Raw genomic sequence first — 14,341 nt, 5'->3', positions numbered from 1 at the left:
AATTTCATGACCATTGCTAAGCATGTTGCGGATTTGGCAACCCAGCAATCCGAACGTCTGGTATTTTTTACCTTGGCACAACTTTGCATTATTATTCTGGCCGCGCGCCTTGCGGGAAGCTTTGCTGCTAGAATAGCCCAGGCCACTGTTGTTGGAGAAATTATTGCGGGCATTCTGCTGGGTCCTTCATTATTCGGCTGGATAATGCCCGTTCCTTTTCATTGGGTTTTCCATTCTATTCCGTCAGGGCCGTTAGATGTCCTTTCCCAGTTAGGCCTTATCTTGCTGATGTTTCAGGTCGGCCTGGAATTTGATTTTTCGCATCTCAAGGAAAAAGCCAATCGCCGTGTAGTGTTATGGATAGCGATGGCTAGCCTGTTGTTACCATTCGCTACGGGTCTTGGCGTGGGCTTCATGAGCGCTCCTCAGCTTTCTCCGGAAGCGAACCGCTGGGTTTCGGCGCTCTTTGTGGCTACCGCTTTTTCCATTACGGCTGTTCCTGTTCTCGGTCGCATTATGATGGAGCTGGGCATAACGAAATCCCGCCTTGGGGTGATCGCAATCAGTGCTGCGGCGATAAATGACGTGGTGGGCTGGTTGTTGCTCGCACTGGTAACGGCCATGGCGCTTGCGCAATTCCAATTTCCCTTATTTTTGGCTAAGGTATTTTTCGTTTTGCTTTTTGTCCTGGCGTGGTTTTTTTTCGTTCGGCCACTCATGAAATGGGCGGTCCGCCACTTTGACGCTGAGCATGGAATGTCTGCGACTTTTCTGGGCATCGTTTTAGTGAGCATATTCATCTCGGGTATGATTACCTCAGCGTTAGGAATATTTACGATATTTGGTGGGTTTATTATGGGTGTCATATTGTATGACGAACACGCTTTTGCCAAACTATGGCAAGAGCGTGTTGCCCCTTTCGTTTTAGTCTTTTTCCTGCCAATATTTTTTACCTATACCGGCTTGCGAACTAATATTACTGCGCTCGATGGTGTTGGACTGTGGATTTGGTGTGGTTTAATATTGATATTGGCGACGATCTCTAAGGTTGCTGGAGTGTATGTCGCCGCACGGATTTCAGGATTAAATCATCATCAGGGAAAAATAATTGGGGTCATGATGAATACCAGAGCACTCATGGAGCTTATTGTCATTAATGTGGGTTATGATATGGGGGCTATCTCGGTAAATGTTTTTACCATGCTGGTCATTATGGCTATTGTGAGTACTATCATCACAACGCCGTTGCTGCGGCGCTGGTTACCCCATGTGCATGGGCAACATGGGGGGGCGTTGCTACTAAAATACTGAACAGTGGGTCATATGGCAGCTAATGCTGTTGCTGTATCCGGCGTGCTAATAACATCGGCAGGCGTATTATAAAGCCGAGAAATAAACGGGTATGCATCCAGGTCAACAGAATGTTATCACGCAGGTAATGAAAATGAGAAACCCCGCCGTCGCTGGTCTCAAAATAACGCACGAATGCCGGTAAATTGATAATACGGATTCCCATCCAAGACATTCGTACAGCAGCTTCAGGGTCGAAGTCGAAACGCCGCATCCAGCGCTGTTTGTGCATGAGGCGCTGCAGGGGGGCTAAGGGATAAACGCGAAAGCCAAACAGGGAGTCACCAATACCCCCACCTAGCGTTTCCAGATTGGCCCACCAGTTAGATATCTTGCGACCTTTTACCCGAAGAGCAGGGGCGCTGGCATCAAAAACCGGTACGCCGAGGATCATGGCGTCAGGGTTGTGAGCCGATGCCTGCATAAAGGCAGGAACCGCCTCGGCGGGATGTTGACCATCAGAGTCCATCGTCAATACATGGGTATAGCCCCGCGCCTGGGCTTGCGCCAAGCCAAAGCGTATAGCTTCACCTTTGCCCCGGTTGCGGGAGAGAAGAAGAATGCGCAATCCACTATCCCGGCGCGCTAATTCCTGGAGGCCTATTGCCGTGCCGTCGGTGCTCCCGTCCACGATGACCCAGACAGGGCTCCAATGCTGACGTGCCGCGGTCACGGTTTCATAGACTTTAGGTCCAGGGTTGTAGCTCGGAATAAGCAATAAGTGGGTGCTGGAGGGTTGTTTCATTCCAATTCGTCGGCTGCCGCTGCTGCGGCATTTGGTGGTAAAGGGTTGCCTGTCAAAGCTGAGTGAAAATAGGTTTCCAGTTCCGCCATCGAACGGCGTACGTCCGTTGGTGGATCGAAGCGGCGACCTATCTCTATACGGTAGTGAATAGGCATGGTCGGCTTACGAAAGAAGGGCCATCCCTTACCGAGAAAGGGAGAGTCTGCGGTGATTAATAGGGTCTGAATGGGGACATGGGCCTGCTTGGCGATCAGCGCAATGCTGCCCCGTATGGTTCCGATGGGAAGGGGGTGACTTCGGGTGCCTTCCGGAAAAAGTAGTAAATGACTGCCACCACGTAGTTCCTCGACGGCAAGGTGAAGCATGTGGCGTAAGGCGTCATTACGAATGTAACAAGCCAAGCGCGCGCCAGCGCCAAAAAATGGATTATCTACCAATTCCGCTTTCATAATGCATGCTAGGCGCGGCATGCGCGAAAGGATCATAATCGCATCGAGTAGTGATGGGTGATTCGGTGCGATGACCATCGGTGATTCATCACTAAGTGTATCGAGTGCGCTAATATCAAAATGACAAGCACCGAGAGCGGATAATGCCCGCAGATACAGCCTAAACCCCATGGAAATAACCCATCTTCCCGCTAATTTCCGCAACTTTATCGGCAATATAATGTTCATGGGTAGTGCAAAAATAGACCACAAAAGACTAATGGTCGCCAAGAGCGCGAGACCAACGTAAAATACCACATATTCTCTGGCAGAGCGTATTTTATCAATAAATCTCATGGGATGAATATATTGATCGTAAAGGCCTGGCCTGCAATAGCACTTGGCTAGCATGTATCTGCATGGATATCTGACCCTTAGCCGGTATGTAGTCCAACATTGACGTCGCCCTAAGCAGAAATAAGGATCTTAAATAACTTACCAGAATTTCTTAGCTTTTGTCACGGATTGCAATTTTTGTCAACCGCTTCGCGCTTGCTGCCGAAGCTGTTAAATTTTGGCGTTAGGATGTGCAACGAGACATTATTTTTACGGAGTATTAGTGTCCACTGTTATTATCAGCAGGGTATCTGTTGATCCAAATCGAGAGTTATTGTCATAAGTAAGGACACCTTGGCCCTTATAAGACGCTTCTGTACGGCGCGTATCCCCGCCAAAGTAGAACGGAATAAATTGCTTGCCGGTAATGTGGCTCGATGTGTGGTCTGGAAAGCCAATCAGTTGTTCGACCTGGCGTCTGGACATGCCTATCTTCAATTTGGAGAATGGCGTACCGGGAGCGGGGAGGACGTTGGTTTTTGGGGCGACAGCAGTGACCGGTGCCGCGGTAGTGCTCGCCGTAGGTGCCGCTGCTACGGCCCCGGATGCTGGAGTGGTCGATGCGGATGGATATTCTTGGGTGGCGCAGCCGAGCAACCCCGAGGCAAGGCAGGTAATAGATAATAGTCTGGCGATACTTATGGTTGATTTCATTGAGGTTGTTGCTCCGATGTGGAATTCCTGGTGGTGCTTAATCTAAATTTGTCGAATAGGGCTAAGTCAGATGGCTCGATCAGTCAATATTTTTACCGGAATTAAGGTTGACTATTGCTCATTCTATCCGCGAGATATCAAAAAGTAAATGATCAGAATAAAATTGTTTGCACTGCAATCGGTATTTCCTGGAAAAGGTTTCTACTACTACTACTTTAAGGCGCTGGTATCATGCAATGTAGATACTGTGCATTTTTTATAAATGCACGACGCCGCCTGTGGCCTCGATCTCCACGAGGAGCTCGGATCTGCAGATGTCTGCCTGAGTGTATAGCGTTTTCGTCGCGGGTGCGATAAGCCGATTCAGTTCCGTCTGGATAATGGATAGGTCCGCTATGTTGCGGAAATAGACGCGATAATTCAGCGTGTTTAATGTATGTAAATGATGCCCGGCGACGCGATTCGCTTCATCGATAACCGCGGAAATGTTCCGTATGCTTTCCTGGGTTTGTGCGGCGACATCACCGATGTGCAAGGTGTCGTGGCCAACAATGCTGGCGGTTCCGGAAATAAATAAGGCATGTTGCTGATCTAGATTGAGCCATCCGCCGCGCGAGAAGGTAGGGCTGCATGGCCCATACTCTTTGGGGTAGCGATAGGCGCTAATCTGTCGGGGATTTTCCAGAGCCACGGATTTGTGCCGCCCGGCGAGAAAATGTACGACTAAGTTTGCGGAGGATGTCCCTACGGCACTCGCGGCGGGGATGCTACTTTCTTCGGTAAGTCGGTTGTGGGCAATGAACGAACTTTGGCGCCCAATATTGAACTGGCGATAGTGTTCCAAGCCGTGCGTGCTACGATTGATATCGGGTAAAAAATTCCAGACGCGGAGTAAGTGAAGGTGTCCACTCTGGTGGAGGAGGTTGAATATTTGCTGATAGGCTTCTTGAGCGCATGACTGAATGGGCGGGGGACTGATGTTGTCGCCATCGTCTGTCGGTGATGTTATAGCCAGGGTTATGCTGCCCAAAGTAAGGGTTGCACTACGCCGATAGCGTATATCCAAATAGTGTCCAGGAACTACAGTCTGTGTGGTACTCCAGATTTCACAGACATCAGATCCGTAAATGCTCAGGGGTGTTTTTAGAATGCCACTACTTTGGTCGGCATCAATCCCCGCGCTGAGTGGACTATCGAACAGCACGATACCGAGGATGTTTTCAGTGCGCAGCGCGTCATTGTTTAATGCCTCTGCTGCCGGAGCATAAGTAAGCGTAAGCCGCGTGCCAGTGTCTGTTGTCATGATGTCATCTAAGCGCATGGTTAAATCCTGATGTTCTCCTTTCGTTTTTTGTATGCGGCCCAAGACGTTCCGAGGTGCCGCAGCGACGTCAGGTAATAGACCATTTTGAAGATCCGTAGGGAAGTCCAAATCGGTGTTTTATTGAAAATATCCCCAGCGAGAACGGATAGTACGGCCTCTTTGGTGCGTGCCTGGTTACCCGGAAACATAAACATATGGCGCAGGGCAGGCTGTGACATGCGATAAATATACCAGGAGAATACCTTGCCTCCGTGCCGAGTTTCCCGGTCAAAGCGACGCAACGCAGCGGCAGCACGTCGCGGTTGCCGCAGGCAGGTATCAATAGTATCGGCACCGATAAAAGCGCTTTGCATGGCGAGCATGACACCCGACGAAAAGACCGGATCGTAAAATGCGAATGCATCCCCCAACATGAGGAAGCTTTCCCCATGGGTCTGCGCGCAGATATAGGCGTAATTGCCAGTAGCTTCGACATCGGTCACGCGCCGTGCGTCTGCTAATCGCAGCGCCAGCGCGGGAGACATGGCGATAGTGTCCGCAAAAAAATCTTCCACGGGTTTCTTGCGCGTTTTGAGATAAGAGGGCCATACCACCGCTCCCACGCTGGTGGTTCCGTCGGCTAACGGGATGAACCAGAACCACCCATGTTCAAACCAGAATAGCGAAATATGTCCCTCTGCGCTGTCGGGGAGGCGATGTGCCCCACGGAAGTGCGCATAAAGGGCGGAGCTGTTATGTTTTGGGTTATTCTGTTTGGTCTTGAAGCATGTCCCGAGAAATGTATCTCTACCGGATGCATCAACCAGGAACCGTGCTTTCCATGTTTCTGTCGATCCATCCTCGCGGAGGGCGTAGACTATGGCACCTTTTTCGTGCGGCAAAAATTCAACCGACCGGGCCCGGCAACCCTCAATCGTTGTCGCGCCTTTTTTACGCGCATTGCGAAACAGAATATCATCGAAGTCGGCGCGTCTGACCTGATAGGCCATGGGCATGGACTTGTCCCATGCATCGGCAAATAAGAAAGTTTCTCTTTTCTTTGTATGGTAGGGCGAGTTGAATTCTGCGCCCCACTTTTTCATCCCAATCTGGTCTACCTCTTGGGCAACACCCAATTTCTGCAGCAGCGGTAAATTGGCGGGAAGCAGGGATTCACCTATATGAAATCTTGGATGATGTGCTTTTTCTAGTATGGTGATTTGGTAGCCGCGCTCTGCGAGTAGCGCACCGATCGTCGAGCCTGCCGGTCCGCCACCTATAACCAGAACGTCACATTCGTGTATCACAGGATGTGCGTTGGATGTCTGTTGTTCTTTGGTCATCTGTCGTTCCTCCAGTGGCGCTTTCTATAAAAGCTACACTGACTAGTTAGCTCGGCGTATTCGTCGATGATGTGTGATCACCGTAAGCACTTGCAATGCTCTGCTCGTATATTGGCGGGAGTGTTTTAAGGTCCTGAAATATCATGGATAAAGATACGCTGCGCACTTCCTTATGCTGACACAGTTCTAGTAGTCTGGGTAACACAAGCAGAGCCAGTTTGCCCTCATGCAATAATAGTATGTCGCCGGCAGCCAGATTGCGGCTGAGGCGACGGAGCACGGTGTCTGGATTTCGAGAGGTTGTGTCATAGCCACGTCGAGTCCATGCGACGTGCTGCAGGCCGAGGTGCCGTAATACCCCGCCCAAGAATGGACTGCGAAAGCCAAAAGGCGCGCGGAAGAAACGTGGTGCTGTCCCATGTGTCGCAGTTTTGATGGCTTTTTGCGCTTTAATAATATCGTTCGCTAATGTAGTTGTGCCACTGAACGCGAAAAGTATATTGTGGCGATAACTGTGATTTTCTACGCTATGGCCGCGACGAAGTATTTCGGCGACTAAATTCGGGTGCGCAGCAACTTTCTCACCGATGCAGAAAAAAGTGGCTTTGGCGTTATGCAGGTCTAGCTGATCAAGTATTTGAGCGGTTATTTCTGCATGTGGCCCGTCATCGAAGGTGAGCGCAATTTCGCGACGCGCGATAGCGGTTTGCGGCAGGCGGACTAAATTCGGACTGATCAATTTGCAGCGAGGGCAAAGGACTAGCATAGCAAGCATGACTTGGCTGGATATTACACTTGCCAAAATACCTAGTATTATCGTTTCTAGCATGAGTTGATATATTCTCTTTGTCGACTCTGTGAGTTGTTGTAGCGACAGATTATCTCTCTTTCAGCAAGGAGTCACTCACTGCGCCCATGGCGGTCCCGGCGCGCGCTCTGGCGGCGGTCCACCCAGCGCCGCGGACCCCCCAAGCGGAGCTGGGCTGCCGTCAGAAAGTTCTGTTCCACCGCCCCCTGATGCCTTGCTGGCAAGGTTGCGCACCAGCGGGGCTGATCACCAACGGCGCGGGCATGGTGCCTCATATTTTAGAGATTGCTGTAACAGCGGTGTGCTATTTTTCTGGATGTGCAAGAATAACCTGTTCTGTGCGGTTTTATTCGCAGAAATCGTTTTTCAAACAAGTGGATATATTACATTGGTTGGGATTGAACAGTGGCATCTACTTGCTGGATCCTACCGTCGGCAGCTGAACTCTCTTGAGAATTCCGAAAAATCGTCTATAAACGAGTTATGGATGATTTTGAATGCAGCGGCAACAGGAGCAACCCTTATGTCTTTGGCTTGCACTGTTTATATGGCTGGATGCTGATGATGGAGAATAAAATTGTTACCTGAAAGTGCTAAGCCCTATCTGCTCAATGCCGTCTATCAGTGGTGTGTGGACCAGGGACATACCCCATATATCCTGGTGGTTGTGGCTTATCCGGGGGTGTCTGTTCCGAGTGGCTACGAAAAGGATGGACGGATGATTCTTGATGTCTCGCCGCGCGCTTGCCACAGTCTCAATATGGCGGATGACTGGATTACTTTTAACGCCCGCTTTGGTGGGGTCGCCCGCACGGTAGATGTACCGATGGCGGCTGTGGCGGCGATTTACGCCGCGGAGACGCAGGAGGGGATGGGCTTTGCCGATCCCGAAGCTCCAAGCACACCGCCGTCGTCCCCAGAGGGAGGCGGTATTGAGAGCGCGGACAAACCCGCAGGTAAGCCCGAGCGCCCTGCACTGCGGGTGGTGAAGTGAGGCTTGACCTGCTGCTCGGTACGCTGCTGCTCCTTTGCGGAAGCATGGCGGAGGCCAATATTTATGCATACACCGATAGCAGTGGGGTAGTGCATCTGACCAATGTGCCTGGCGGGAATGACAGGTACCGGATGGTCATGCGCACGCCGAAAATGGCGGTAGCCCTGGCGCGCGCAGATTTTAACCAGGTGGCCAAGGCGCATTATCAGGCACTGATTCGGGCGGCAGCTAGCCGTTATGGAGTCAGTCCGGCGCTGGTTAACGCCGTGATTAGCGCCGAGTCCGGTTATAATGCGGGGGCGGTTTCACCCAAAGGGGCGATCGGGCTGATGCAACTCATTCCGGCAACGGCGGATCGTTTTGGGGTGGCCAACTCCTTTAGCCCGGCTGACAACATCAATGGTGGCACGGCGTATCTGGCCCATTTGCTGCGTGTATTTGGCGGTGACCTGAAACTGGCCGTAGCCGCCTACAACGCGGGATCGAAGGCCGTGATCCAGGCGGGTTACCATATTCCGCCTTTTGCGGAAACCCAGGCATACGTGCCGCGGGTACTCGCTTATTATCAGCAGTACCTGAATAGCAGCGGCAAGGTGGGCGGCGTGAATCCGCAACTGGTGGCGCAAGCCGCTCCGCAGCTCATTCAGGTATCTAATCCGTAGGCTTGTAGTTTCTTCCGCAAGGTGTTGCGATTAATGCCTAACCACTGGGCAGCCGTGCCGCGTTGCCCGCTACAGTGCTGCAGCGTGTTAGCAAGCAGAGCACGTTCCACTTCGTCTATTATCAGTGCATGCAGGTTGCTGGGCACTTCGCCCTGCAAATCCGCCAAATAGCGGTCCATGACCGCGGTTACGCAATCGCTCAACGACAGGTTCGTGGTTTCCATGGCCAGCCCTGCTCAGGGGCGACTGAGGAGTGTGACTTGGTAACCGGCTGCGGTCGTTAATGCTGGGCTGCTGAGTGTAAATGGTACCGCAGTGCCGGGAACAAACCCGGAGCTGGCATGGAATGCGCCGCTCAGGTATTGAGCGGCGGTAAACTGCAGGTGCGCTATCGGTGCACCGTAGATATTGCTGAGGGTGACTTCGATCACTGGGTAGGCCTGGACTTTGTTGGCCACATTTTCGATGTTGCCGGTGATGCGCGCCAGATGCTTCCCCGCCTGGGTAACCTGACTGTTTAAAATACGGATGTCTTTGTTAGGGCCCGGCCACGGAATGGTGACACCCAGTTGTTCGGCGCTACTCAGTAATATGTGGCGTACTGGCGCACTGGTGGCGGCGTAACTATAGCTGCGTGTCCACCAAAGTGCCTGCCCAATTAGAGCGGTAATCAGCAGGATAATCGCCAGGATGAGCAGAAATTTACCCAGAAGGCGCCCCAGGTTGCTACCGGCACGCGTATCCTCTGCGGCAATATCAATATGAAAGATTTGTTGGCAGACGCTGCATTTCGCTTGATAGTGATGCTCGCGCAACGCATTGTTATCGGTGGCGAAGGTCGATTCACAGCGGGGGCAGGTGATTTCCATGGTCATACTCCGATTTTGCGCTGGCCAGAGAGGAGCGACCAGTCTTCTTCGTGTTGCGGGGCGGCGAGATCGAAATAGGGTCTATAGGCGGCGTTAATCTCCGCTTCCTGATGGTGCAGGATGCCGGACAGGGCGATCCAGCCTCCGGGACGGACAGCGTCAGCCAGGGTGGCGGCGAGGGCCAACAAGGGGGTCGCGAGGATGTTGGCGACCAGGATGTCGGCCATGGGCAGGCTGGCGTTTTCCGGTAGCGCGAGCTGCAGGCTGGTACTGACGCCATTGCTTTCAGCATTGGCGGCGGCTACCTGCAGCGCAACGGGGTCCGTATCTACGCCGAAGGCTTGGTCGACTCCCAGCAGCAGCCCGGCGATGGCCAGGATACCGGAACCGCAACCATAATCGATAAGGCTTTCGCCCCCGCGGATCTGCGCGTCCAGGAAACGCAGGCAGAGAGCCGTGGTGGCGTGGGCGCCGGTGCCAAAGGCCTGGCCGGGATCGAGATGGAGCACGCGAGTGGCGTCGGCGGGCGCCGCATCCCAACTGGGGGTTACCCAGAGGCGACCGAAGCAGCGTGCCGGGAAAGCGGCCTGCGTCGCCGCTACCCAGTCCTGTTCCTCCAGCGGCGTGAACTGTGCTGCGAATTGCTGCCAGTCATTGTCTCTGACCAGCCTTTGCAGGGTCGCTTCACTATGGTCGTCGGCAGGAAACAAGGCCTGGCACTGGCTGTTCTGCCAGATCAGCCCTGCATCGAATACGGCTTCACTGTCGTCGCCTTCAAGAAAGCTGACGGCTTCTGCGCCAGCATCCTGTAATTGCACCTCAATGGCTGCCGTAACTGCCGCGGGGACACGCATGTCGAGCTGCCACCAGGCAATTTTCATAAGGCGAGCAAGGTCTCAAGATAGTGGATATGTACCCCGCCGGCGGCGTACTGGGCCTCTTCCAGGACCCGCCGGTGCAGGGGAATATTGGTCTGGATACCCTCAATGGTGGTCTCGCGCAGGGCGCTGCGCATACGCATATTGGCTTCTTCACGGTCGCCTCCGAACGCGATGATTTTGCCGATCATGGAGTCGTAGAAGGGCGGCACGCGATAACCCGCATAAATGTGACTGTCGACCCGGATGCCAGGTCCACCGGGCGGGTGCCAAGCGGTAATTTGTCCAGGAGAGGGTACGAAACGTTCTGGGTCTTCGGCATTGATGCGGCATTCGATGGCGTGACCGCTGAGAACAACGTCTTCCTGCCGAATCCCAAGCGGCAAGCCCGCTGCAATGCGGATTTGAGCCTTGACGATGTCGATGCCGGTAATCAGCTCCGTGACCGGGTGCTCGACCTGCACGCGTGTATTCATTTCAATGAAGTAGAAGGTTTGGCTGCCCGGGTCGTAGAGAAACTCGATCGTGCCGGCGCCCCGATAGCCCATATCCTCGCAGGCTTTGACCACCGATGCGCCGATTTCAGCCCGCTGGGCGGCGCTGATGCCGGGAGCAGGGGCTTCTTCGATCACTTTCTGATGGCGGCGCTGCACCGAGCAGTCCCGTTCACCCAGATGAACGCAATGGCCATGGGCATCGCAGAGTATCTGAAACTCGATATGGCGCGGCGTCTCCAGGAATTTTTCCATGTACAGGGTGGGGTTGCCGAAAGCCTTGCCCGCCTCTGCGCGGGTCAGATTGGCGGCGTTGATGAGGTGTGCTTCCGTATGCACGACCCGCATACCGCGCCCACCACCACCACCAGCGGCCTTGAGAATGACGGGATAACCGATCTCGCGGGCAATGGTTTTGAGGGCTCCATTATCGTCGGGCAAAGCTCCGTCGGAGCCCGGCACACAGGGCACTCCGGCCTTCTTCATGGCCGTTTTGGCGGCAATTTTGTCGCCCATCAGGCGGATGGTCTCGGCACGTGGGCCGATAAAGGCAAAGCCACTTTTTTCGACCCGTTCGGCGAAGTCGGCATTTTCCGAAAGGAAGCCGTAGCCGGGATGAATGGCTTCGGCATCCGTTACTTCGGCGGCCGCAATTACGGCGGGAATGTTCAGATAGCTTTTGTCGCTGGACGCCGGGCCGATGCACACCGACTCGTCGGCGAGTTTGACATGCAGCAGATCGCGATCGGGCTCGGAGTGGACGGCGACGGTGCGGATGCCCAGTTCGCGGCAGGCGCGCTGGATACGCAGGGCAATTTCGCCGCGGTTGGCGATGAGGATTTTCTCAAACATCTCCATTCTCGGGAGCAATGATGAACAGGGGTTCACCGTATTCGACGGGTTGGCTATTGCTGGCCAAGACCTTGATCACTTTTCCGGAGATGTCGGCCTCGATTTCGTTGAGCAACTTCATGGCTTCGATAATGCAGAGGGTCTGGCCAGCCTTGATAAGGCTGCCTTCTTCCACAAAGGGCGCGGCTTCGGGGGAGGCGGCGCGGTAAAAGGTGCCAACCATGGGCGATTTTATTACGTAACCTTGGGGCGGTTGCTCAACGGCGGCAGGTGGTGTGCTCGCTACCGGTGCAACAGTGGGCATCGCTGCAGCCACTGCCATTGGCTGAGTGTAGGTAACGGTCGGTGCCGTATGCGCAGGCGCGACGTGCCGGGTGATTCGGACTTTGTTATCGCCCTCGACCACTTCTATTTCATCAATGGCACTTTTTTCCAGCAGCTCGGCCAGGCGGCGGATGAATTGGATATCCATGCTCTTTCCTTGGTATCAGTTATGAGTTGTTGCGCTTCAGGCGCCGATGAATGGCATCCAGCGCCAGGAAATATCCATCCGCACCCAGCCCCGCGATGACGCCCTGGGCGAGATCGGAGAAATAGGAGTGCTGGCGGAACGGTTCCCGGGCATGGATGTTGGACAAATGCACTTCAATAAAGGGGATCTGGACAGCGGCCAGAGCATCACGCAGGGCGACGCTGGTATGGGTGAAGGCTGCGGGGTTGATGATGATGTAGGTAACGCCCTGGCGGACCGCTTCCTGAACCGCGTCGATCAGTATATGTTCGGCATTGCTCTGCAGGCTGCGCAGCCGCCAGCCCCATCCCTGCGCGTGCGCCTGCAGCCCGACATCGATCTCAGCGAGGGTGGTCTGCCCATAATGGCCGGGCTCACGGCTACCCAGCAGATTCAGGTTCGGTCCATGCAGTACAAGGATATGAGGAGATGATCCAGTCATAGCTTCCGCGTAACACTAAGTATATTCGTAAAGTCTGCCGCAAATGGCCGGATAAATCTAGGTCATTCGTGCCTGCGGCGGCGGCTAGGGGAAATAAATGGGGCCATCGCCCAAGGCGGGGATTTGGCGTAGAATACAATGGGTATATGTGAGACTTCGCGGATTCTGCTGCAATGCCTGGAGGGGTCGGCGCGCAACTTTCGTCAGATGGGTGGAAAGATTGAGATGTCCAGGTACCCATTATTGAGAACGCCAGAGAGAGGTGTGTTCGTTATGTTATACCCTGAGTTATTCAAATCGCTGGAGGCCGCACGCTGGAACATGGCCACGGATATTCCCTGGGAGCAGTTTGACCGTAGTCTGGTGAGCGATGAGCAGTTGCGCACGATCAAGATGAATGCGGTCACCGAGTGGTCCGCACTTCCGGCGACGGAGATGTTTCTCCGGGACAACCGGAATGACTCCGATTTCTCGGCTTTCATGTCCATCTGGTTCTATGAAGAACAGAAGCATGCTTTGGTGCTTATGGAATATTTGCGCCGCTTCGCGCCGGAGTATCTGCCGACAGAAGAAGAGTTGCACAACGTGCGTTTTGAATTTGATCCAGCCCCGGCGATGGAGACGCTCATGCTCCATTTTTGTGGCGAAATTCGTCTGACGCATTGGTACAAATGCGCGGCACAGTGGCATAGCGAGCCGGTGATTCGCACGATTTACGAGGTGCTTTCCAAGGATGAGGCACGGCACGCAGGTATTTACCTTAAATATATGCGGCGTGCTATTGATCGCCTTGGGGATACCGCGCGCCTGGCCTTTGCCAAGATTGGTGTGCTCATGGCTAACACCAAGACGGCGAAGGCATTGCATCCCACCAATCTCCACGTCAATAAGGCCATGTACCCCGAAGACAGTGTGCAAAGCCATTTGCCGGACCCGGGCTGGCTGGAGCAATGGCTGGATACCCAGATTCATTTCGACGTGATCTGGGAGGGTAAGGTAGTCAATGGCATTTTGCGTAATCTTTCCGCTTTGCTCGAAACGCCCATTCAGAGTGCCAAGGACCTCAGTCGTTACCGCAAGGCGATGAGCGCCGCCGACCGGGATGCTTCTGGGCACATGGTGGTGGGCTGAGCGCGCTGTAGCGCTTTGGCGGCGAGAGGTGCGTCACCGGGTATAAGAGAAAAATGACGGAAGATCCATGGCGGACCCTTACCCTGGATGCCCGATTGCAGTGGGCATTGAGTCCGGAATTGCCAGAAGTATACCGGCCTTTTCTGTTGACGGAGCAGTGGATGCAGACCCGCTGCTATTTTGCCCGCCGTGCGGACCTGCGGTTGGAGGAGGTGGCGGTGCTGGCAGCGGATGGGGACTACGTTATCCGCCTGTGCATTGCGAAAAGGCCGGATTTAACGGCGGAACAGGTGGGGGTTTTTTGTCAGGATCAGGCCCCTAACGTGCGCTATGCCATCGCCCGCAATCCATTGCTGACGCAAGTTCAGCGTACACAGTTGCTGGCGGATGCAGACGAACTGGTGCGCCAGGCAGCGGCTAAGGGGCCGCGGCCGAGCAAAGAACGCTGCCGTCCAGGCCAAGCGCCGTTATTGCGCTGACC

The 14,341-nt window shown here is 54.0% G+C and carries 18 protein-coding genes; 6 read left to right on the top strand and 12 right to left on the bottom strand.

What is annotated here, in order from left to right; translation table 11 throughout:
• The first annotated feature begins 6 nt into the window (after nucleotides 1-6).
• Nucleotides 7-1,311: a cation:proton antiporter gene (locus tag H2515_RS14305; RefSeq protein ID WP_198660452.1), complete on the top strand. Its 1,305-nt coding sequence runs from the start codon at nucleotides 7-9 to the stop codon at nucleotides 1,309-1,311.
• A 19-nt stretch (nucleotides 1,312-1,330) separates the two neighbouring features.
• Here the strand turns inward: H2515_RS14305 and H2515_RS14300 are convergent, their stop codons facing one another.
• On the bottom strand, nucleotides 1,331-2,095 hold the full coding sequence (locus H2515_RS14300) for a glycosyltransferase family 2 protein (RefSeq protein ID WP_198660451.1): 765 nt from the start codon (nucleotides 2,093-2,095) through the stop codon (nucleotides 1,331-1,333).
• Nucleotides 2,092-2,880: a lysophospholipid acyltransferase family protein gene (locus H2515_RS14295; RefSeq protein ID WP_198660450.1), complete on the bottom strand. Its 789-nt coding sequence runs from the start codon at nucleotides 2,878-2,880 to the stop codon at nucleotides 2,092-2,094. Before H2515_RS14295 ends, H2515_RS14300 begins: the two co-directional genes overlap by 4 nt.
• A 463-nt stretch (nucleotides 2,881-3,343) precedes the next feature.
• On the opposite strand from H2515_RS14295, the gene H2515_RS14290 reads away from it, so the two are divergent.
• Nucleotides 3,344-3,619 (top strand): hypothetical protein, encoded by a 276-nt coding sequence (locus H2515_RS14290; RefSeq protein WP_065414119.1) that lies wholly within the window; start codon nucleotides 3,344-3,346, stop codon nucleotides 3,617-3,619.
• A 210-nt stretch (nucleotides 3,620-3,829) separates the two neighbouring features.
• On the opposite strand, the gene H2515_RS14285 is transcribed toward H2515_RS14290, so the two are convergent.
• From H2515_RS14285 to H2515_RS14270, 4 genes are all read right to left on the bottom strand, one after another.
• Nucleotides 3,830-4,894 (bottom strand): chorismate transformation enzyme, FkbO/Hyg5 family, encoded by a 1,065-nt coding sequence (locus tag H2515_RS14285; protein ID WP_198660449.1) that lies wholly within the window; start codon nucleotides 4,892-4,894, stop codon nucleotides 3,830-3,832.
• 2 nt (nucleotides 4,895-4,896) lie between these two features.
• Nucleotides 4,897-6,219, bottom strand: a complete 1,323-nt coding sequence (locus H2515_RS14280; RefSeq protein WP_035190817.1) for an NAD(P)/FAD-dependent oxidoreductase — start codon at nucleotides 6,217-6,219, stop codon at nucleotides 4,897-4,899.
• A gap of 46 nt (nucleotides 6,220-6,265) precedes the next feature.
• Nucleotides 6,266-7,048, bottom strand: coding sequence for a polysaccharide deacetylase family protein (locus tag H2515_RS14275; RefSeq protein WP_198660448.1), 783 nt, complete (start codon nucleotides 7,046-7,048; stop codon nucleotides 6,266-6,268).
• A gap of 71 nt (nucleotides 7,049-7,119) precedes the next feature.
• On the bottom strand, nucleotides 7,120-7,302 hold the full coding sequence (locus H2515_RS14270; protein ID WP_198660447.1) for a hypothetical protein: 183 nt from the start codon (nucleotides 7,300-7,302) through the stop codon (nucleotides 7,120-7,122).
• Nucleotides 7,303-7,604: 302 nt separating this feature from the next.
• On the opposite strand from H2515_RS14270, the gene H2515_RS14265 reads away from it, so the two are divergent.
• Nucleotides 7,605-8,021, top strand: a complete 417-nt coding sequence (locus tag H2515_RS14265) for a ClpXP protease specificity-enhancing factor (RefSeq protein WP_172804449.1) — start codon at nucleotides 7,605-7,607, stop codon at nucleotides 8,019-8,021.
• Complete coding sequence (locus H2515_RS14260) at nucleotides 8,018-8,683, top strand: transglycosylase SLT domain-containing protein (RefSeq protein WP_198660446.1); 666 nt, start codon at nucleotides 8,018-8,020, stop codon at nucleotides 8,681-8,683. The genes H2515_RS14265 and H2515_RS14260 overlap by 4 nt, the downstream gene beginning before the upstream one ends.
• On the opposite strand, the gene H2515_RS14255 is transcribed toward H2515_RS14260, so the two are convergent.
• The 6 genes from H2515_RS14255 to aroQ are packed head-to-tail and all read right to left on the bottom strand — an operon-like array spanning nucleotide 8,665 to nucleotide 12,729.
• On the bottom strand, nucleotides 8,665-8,907 hold the full coding sequence (locus tag H2515_RS14255; RefSeq protein ID WP_035190826.1) for a helix-turn-helix domain-containing protein: 243 nt from the start codon (nucleotides 8,905-8,907) through the stop codon (nucleotides 8,665-8,667). The two genes, H2515_RS14260 and H2515_RS14255, sit on opposite strands and share 19 nt — an antisense overlap.
• 12 nt (nucleotides 8,908-8,919) lie before the next feature.
• Complete coding sequence (locus tag H2515_RS14250) at nucleotides 8,920-9,552, bottom strand: zinc-ribbon and DUF3426 domain-containing protein (RefSeq protein ID WP_035190828.1); 633 nt, start codon at nucleotides 9,550-9,552, stop codon at nucleotides 8,920-8,922.
• A gap of 2 nt (nucleotides 9,553-9,554) precedes the next feature.
• Entirely contained in the window at nucleotides 9,555-10,433 is an 879-nt protein-coding gene (gene prmA / locus H2515_RS14245; RefSeq protein ID WP_035190832.1) for a 50S ribosomal protein L11 methyltransferase, read from the bottom strand.
• On the bottom strand, nucleotides 10,430-11,776 hold the full coding sequence (gene accC, locus H2515_RS14240) for an acetyl-CoA carboxylase biotin carboxylase subunit (protein WP_065414123.1): 1,347 nt from the start codon (nucleotides 11,774-11,776) through the stop codon (nucleotides 10,430-10,432). Before accC ends, prmA begins: the two co-directional genes overlap by 4 nt.
• Entirely contained in the window at nucleotides 11,769-12,248 is a 480-nt protein-coding gene (gene accB / locus H2515_RS14235; protein WP_065414124.1) for an acetyl-CoA carboxylase biotin carboxyl carrier protein, read from the bottom strand. The genes accC and accB overlap by 8 nt, the downstream gene beginning before the upstream one ends.
• A gap of 19 nt (nucleotides 12,249-12,267) precedes the next feature.
• On the bottom strand, nucleotides 12,268-12,729 hold the full coding sequence (gene aroQ / locus H2515_RS14230) for a type II 3-dehydroquinate dehydratase (RefSeq protein ID WP_014030146.1): 462 nt from the start codon (nucleotides 12,727-12,729) through the stop codon (nucleotides 12,268-12,270).
• Nucleotides 12,730-13,002: 273 nt separating this feature from the next.
• Between aroQ and H2515_RS14225 the strand changes: the two genes are divergently transcribed.
• Both H2515_RS14225 and H2515_RS14220 read left to right on the top strand, forming a co-directional pair.
• Nucleotides 13,003-13,860, top strand: a complete 858-nt coding sequence (locus H2515_RS14225; protein ID WP_014030145.1) for a diiron oxygenase — start codon at nucleotides 13,003-13,005, stop codon at nucleotides 13,858-13,860.
• A gap of 53 nt (nucleotides 13,861-13,913) precedes the next feature.
• Nucleotides 13,914-14,339, top strand: a complete 426-nt coding sequence (locus H2515_RS14220) for a hypothetical protein (protein ID WP_065414126.1) — start codon at nucleotides 13,914-13,916, stop codon at nucleotides 14,337-14,339.
• Nucleotides 14,340-14,341 lie beyond the last annotated feature (2 nt).

Source organism: Acidithiobacillus ferrivorans (genome assembly GCF_016250455.1).
GTDB classification, from domain to species: Bacteria; Pseudomonadota; Gammaproteobacteria; order Acidithiobacillales; family Acidithiobacillaceae; genus Acidithiobacillus; species Acidithiobacillus ferrivorans.
The sequence above is the reverse complement of the archived record's forward strand: the minus strand, read 5'-3'. Positions and strand labels throughout refer to the sequence as shown.